The sequence below is a fragment of the Vibrio sp. V42_P2S4T144 genome (assembly GCF_009904715.1).
Lineage (GTDB): Bacteria > Pseudomonadota > Gammaproteobacteria > Enterobacterales > Vibrionaceae > Vibrio > Vibrio alginolyticus.
The window spans coordinates 1-6,050 of the sequence record NZ_WXWS01000453.1 but is presented as its reverse complement, the minus strand read 5'-3'; the positions used below and the strand labels follow the sequence as shown (position 1 = coordinate 6,050).

Annotated in this window: 2 protein-coding genes; both read left to right on the top strand. The window is 48.5% G+C overall.

Annotated features, from left to right (window positions below; genetic code table 11):
* The coding region (gene gltB / locus CAG68_RS15295; RefSeq protein WP_161441331.1) for a glutamate synthase large subunit at positions 1-4,436 on the top strand (4,436 nt) is incomplete at its 5' end.
* Complete coding sequence (locus tag CAG68_RS15290) at positions 4,436-5,905, top strand: glutamate synthase subunit beta (RefSeq protein WP_161441330.1); 1,470 nt, start codon at positions 4,436-4,438, stop codon at positions 5,903-5,905. The genes gltB and CAG68_RS15290, both read left to right, overlap by 1 nt.
* Positions 5,906-6,050: the final 145 nt, after the last annotated feature.

Here is a 6,050-nt window from a genome sequence, read left to right as displayed (position 1 = left end):
CTCAAGCATTGGATATGCTGGCTCGCATGGAACACCGTGGTGGTCAAGGTTGTGACCCATGCAGCGGTGACGGTGCGGGTATCTTGCTACAAAAACCTCATGAATTCCTATTAGAAGAAGCCGTTAAGCTAGGCATTAAACTGCCTTCGTTTGAAAAGTATGGTGTTGGTGTCGTTCTTTTCCCGAAAGACGAATACAAACGCGAGCAATGCCGTGACATTCTAGAACGTAATGCACAGCGTCTAGATCTTGAAGTTATCGGCTACCGCGTTCTGCCAACCGATAACTCAATGATCGGTGCAGACCCACTAAGCACAGAGCCTCAGTTTGAGCATGTATTTATCTCTGGTGGCCCTGGCATCACACCTGAAGAGCTAGAACGCAAACTGTACGTACTTCGTAACTACACTGTACGTGTTTGCCTAGAAAGCGTTTCGAACATTGGTGACGACTTCTACATTAACTCCATGTCTTACAAGACATTAGTGTACAAAGGTCAGTTAACGACCGAGCAAGTACCTCAGTACTTCCTTGATCTGCAAAACCCGACCATGGTGACTGCACTAGCACTGGTACACTCTCGTTTCTCTACCAACACCTTCCCGAAATGGCGTCTTGCACAGCCTTTCCGTTACATTGCCCACAACGGTGAAATCAATACAGTTCGCGGTAACTTGAACTGGATGAAAGCCCGTGAAGCAATCCTAGAATCAGACCTGTTTACTCAGGCTGAAATCGACATGCTTCTTCCAATCTGTCAGGAAGGCAGCTCGGATTCATCTAACTTTGACATGGCACTTGAGCTCCTAGTTCTTTCTGGTCGCAGCCTGCCACACGCATTGATGATGATGATCCCGGAAGCATGGCAAGAAAACAAAAACATGGATCCGAAGCGTCGCGCGTTCTATCAGTACCACGCGAACATCATGGAACCATGGGATGGCCCGGCTTCCGTATGTTTTACTGATGGTGTTCAAGTTGGTGCGACACTAGACCGTAACGGTTTGCGCCCTTCTCGCTACACAGTGACCAAAGATAACTTCCTAGTGATGGCATCTGAATCTGGTGTTGTGGATATAGAACCAGAAAACGTTGAGTTCCGTGGTCGCCTACAGCCAGGTCGTATCTTCGTTGCAGACCTAGAACAAGGTCGAATCATCTCTGATGAAGAAGTGAAAGACACCATCGCAACGGCACAGCCTTACGAGAAGTGGGTAGAAGAAAACCTACTGAGCTTGAAGAAGCTGCCAGATGCGAGCAACCAGTTCAGCCAACCTAAGCCAGAACACCTTCTACACCGCCAACAAGCGTTTGGCGTAAGCACTGAAGAAGTGAACGAAATCATCGTTCCAATGGCGAATGACGCGAAAGAACCATTATCAGCAATGGGTGCCGACTGGCCTCTTGCGGTTCTATCTCATCAATCTCAGCACCTTTCAAACTACTTCAAGCAGCTGTTTGCACAAGTAACTAACCCACCGATCGACCCGATCCGTGAGCGCATGGTTATGTCGCTGAACACTTACTTGGGTAAAGACCAAAACCTTCTGACTGAAACACCACTTCACTGTCAGAAAGTAGAATTGGAATCGCCTGTTCTAGCCAACTCTGAGCTTGAAAAATTGCGTGCGATCGATAACGAGCACCTACAAGCGAAAACGTTGGATATCGTATTCCAAGCTAGTGAAGATCAAGGCAAACTTGAGCGTGCATTAAAACGTATCTGCCAATACGCAGAAGACGCGGTTATCGATGGTTATTCAATCATCCTACTCACTGACCGCGCAGTGAATTCAAACCACGCGGCGATCCCAGCAATGCTGGCAGTTGGCGCAGTACACCACCACTTGATCCGTAAAGGTCTACGTGCGAAGTGTGACATCGTGGTTGAAACTGGTGACGCGCGTGAAACGCACCACTTTGCAACGCTACTTGGTTACGGTGCGAATGCGGTTAACCCTTACCTAGTGATTGAAACCATCATTGAACTTCAACGTACGAAGAAGTTGGATCCAGAAGCGAACCCTCGCGATCTGTTCAACAACTACCGTAAAGCGATCAATGGCGGTCTTCTGAAGATCTTCTCGAAGATGGGCATCTCTACGCTACAGTCGTACCATGGTGCGCAAATCTTCGAAGCATTGGGTATCCACAAATCCGTGGTCGACAAATACTTCACAGGGACGGTTTCTCGTATCCAAGGTCTAACCCTTGATGATATCGCCAAAGAAGTACTTATCCGTCACCGCATCGGTTACCCACAACGCGAAATCCCAATTCAAATGCTGGATGTTGGTGGTGTTTACCAATGGAAACAGCGTGGTGAGAAGCACCTATTCAACCCAGAAACCATTTCTCTACTGCAAGAGTCTACGCGCAACAAGAACTACGATCAGTTCAAGCAATACGCGACTGCTGTAGATAAGCAAGGTGACAACGCGGTAACCCTGCGTAGCCAACTTGAGTTCATTAAGAACCCCGCTGGTTCTATCTCTATCGACGACGTCGAGCCAATTGAAAGCATCGTGAAACGCTTCGCGACGGGCGCTATGTCATTCGGTTCTATTTCTTACGAAGCACACTCCACACTAGCTGTTGCGATGAACCGTCTTGGCGCGAAATCGAACTCTGGTGAAGGTGGTGAAGACCCAATGCGTTTCGAGCGCAAAGAGAACGGCGATTGGGAACGCTCTGCAATCAAGCAGGTGGCTTCAGGTCGTTTCGGCGTAACCTCTTACTACCTAACTAACGCTGAAGAGCTGCAAATCAAAATGGCTCAAGGTGCGAAGCCAGGTGAAGGTGGTCAGCTACCAGGCGATAAAGTAGATGACTGGATCGGTGCAACGCGTCACTCGACTCCGGGCGTTGGCCTTATCTCTCCACCACCACACCACGATATCTACTCAATCGAAGATTTGGCTCAGCTTATCTACGACTTGAAGAACGCGAACCGCGCAGGCCGTGTAAACGTGAAGCTGGTATCAGAAGCAGGCGTAGGTACGATCGCTTCTGGTGTAGCGAAAGCGAAAGCGGACGTTGTACTAATCGCAGGTTTCGACGGTGGCACTGGTGCATCCCCAATGTCTTCAATCCGTCATACCGGTCTTCCTTGGGAACTTGGTTTGGCAGAAACGCACCAAACGCTACTGAAGAACGGTCTACGTAACCGTATCGTGGTTCAAGCGGATGGTCAGATGAAGACACCTCGCGACCTAGCAGTGGCAACACTACTTGGTGCAGAAGAATGGGGCGTGGCAACCGCAGCCTTGGTGGTTGAAGGTTGTATCATGATGCGTAAGTGTCATAAGAACACCTGTCCTGTTGGTATCGCGACTCAAAACAAGACGCTTCGTGAGCGCTTTGATGGTCGCGTAGAAGACGTCGTAACCTTCTTCCAATACATGGCACAAGGTCTGCGTGAAATCATGGCCGAACTTGGCTTCCGCACTATCGATGAGATGGTCGGTCAAGGTCAGAAACTGAAGATTCGCCAAGACGTTTCTCACTGGAAATACAAGAACCTAGATCTGTCTCCTGTTCTCCACGTTGAGCAACCACGTGAAGCTGATGGTGTATTCAACCAAGCTCAGCAGAACCACAACCTAGAAGAAGTGCTAGACCGTAAGCTGATTCAAGCAGCGATTCCTGCACTCGAGAAAGGCGAAGCGGTGAATGCCGAGTTCCCTATCGTCAACACGGACCGCTCTGCAGGTACCATGTTGTCCAACGAAATCTCGAAAGTGTACAAAGATGCCGGTCTACCTCAGCCAATGAACGTGAAGTTCAAAGGCTCTGCGGGTCAGTCATTCGGTGCATTCCTAGCTAAGGGCGTGAAGTTCGAAGTGGAAGGTGATGCGAACGACTACTGGGGTAAAGGCTTATCTGGCGGTACGTTAGTACTTTACCCAGATGCGAAATCAAGCATTGTCGCGGAAGACAACATCGTGGTGGGTAACGTATGTTTCTACGGTGCAACTTCGGGTGAGTCTTTCATTCGCGGTATGGCTGGTGAACGTTTCTGTGTTCGTAACTCAGGCGCGAAAGTAGTAGTAGAAGGCGTCGGTGACCACGGTTGTGAATACATGACGGGCGGTGCAGCCATCATCCTTGGTTCAACAGGTCGTAACTTTGCCGCAGGTATGAGTGGCGGCGTGGCATACGTATGGGATAAATCAGGTGACTTTGAGTCGAAACTGAACCCAGAGCTAGTAGACCTAGATCCAATCGAGCAAGAAGACAGAGATCTATTACTCGACATGCTAACTAAGCATGTTCAATTCACAGGAAGTGAAGTCGCTCAGTCTTTCCTAAACAATTTTGAAGCTAGCCTAGCCTCTATGGCTAAGGTAATGCCGCGTGACTACAAAGCAGTTCTTCAAAAACGCAAAGCTGAAGCACTGTCTCAAGGAAACGAAACTCAAGTGGAGGCCGTATAATGGGTAAGCCTACTGGATTTTTAGAGCATGGTCGCGAACTACCACAGAAGATTGACCCAGCTGAACGCATCAAGAACAACAAAGAGTTCGTTCTGAACGAGGAGTTTGGTGACAAGATCAATACTCAAGCTTCTCGTTGTATGGATTGTGGCGTGCCGTTTTGTCATAACGGCTGCCCTATCGGTAACATCATCCCAGAATTTAACGATGCGGTTTATCGTGATAGCTGGGAAGAAGCTTGGAACATCCTAAGCTCGACGAACAACTTCCCAGAGTTTACTGGTCGTGTTTGCCCTGCTCCATGTGAAAGTGCTTGTGTTCTTGGTATCAACCAAGACCCAATCACTATCTGTAATATCGAAAAAACTATCGTAGAAACGGCGTATCGTGAAGGGTACGCCAAACCAAAAACGCCACGTTCTCGCACTGGTAAAACGGTGGCGATCATTGGCTCTGGACCTGCTGGTCTTGCGGCTGCTGAGCAGCTAAACAGCGCAGGCCATACCGTGACAGTATTCGAGCGAGACGAGAAAGTGGGCGGTCTGCTACGTTTTGGTATCCCAGACTTTAAACTGAGCATGGAAGTCATTGATCGCAAGATCAATCTAATGGCAGAAGCTGGCATTGAGTTTAAAGTAAACCAACACGTCGGTGTTGATGTAAATGCTCAACAATTGCGTCAAGAGTTCGATGTGGTTCTACTAACCTGTGGCTCAACGGTTCCACGTGATTTGCCCGTTCCGGGTCGTGAACTAAAAGGCGTTCACTTCGCGATGGAATTCCTAGGTCAAAACAACCGTCGCGCCAATAACATGGACCTGAAAACGGAAGAAATTCACGCCGCGGGCAAACACGTTGTCGTTATCGGTGGTGGTGATACGGGTTCAGACTGTGTGGGAACATCAAACCGTCACGGCGCAGCAAGTGTAACTCAAGTGGAAATCATGCCGATTCCACCAGAAAAGCGTCCTGCCAATATGCCTTGGCCTCAATATCCAATGATCCTACGTACTTCGACATCTCATGAAGAAGGCGTTGATCGCCACTGGAACATCCTAACTAAAGAGTTCATCGGTAACGACAAAGGTGAAGTTACCGGTCTTCGTTTGGCTGATATCGTTTGGGAAGAGGCGAAACCTGGCGAGCGTCCAGGCTTTAAAGAAGTTGAAGGCAGCGAGCGAGTGATTCCGTGTGATATGGCATTTCTAGCGATGGGCTTCCTACACCCAGAACCAACAGGTGTACTTGCTCAACTGGATATCGCGCTAGATGATCGCGGTAACGTAGCAACTCAAGATTTTGCTACTAACCAAGAAGGCGTATTTGCTGCTGGTGATATGCGAACAGGCCAATCTCTGGTTGTTCGTTGTATCAACGAAGGCCGTGAATGTGCCCGTGCTATCGATGATTACTTAATGGGTGGCACAAACCTAGAAGCAAAAGCAGATTCACTGATGCTTTCTGCTTAACGAAGCAGTCATGCTTCTCTCTTTCAATTGCCTAATAGCCATCAGCAATATCGATGGCTATCGGTGAAGAAAGAAAACAATTCCTTCCAATCTTTCTATTTTGACCAGCATTTTATGCTGGTCTTTTTTATCTCCCACAGAATCA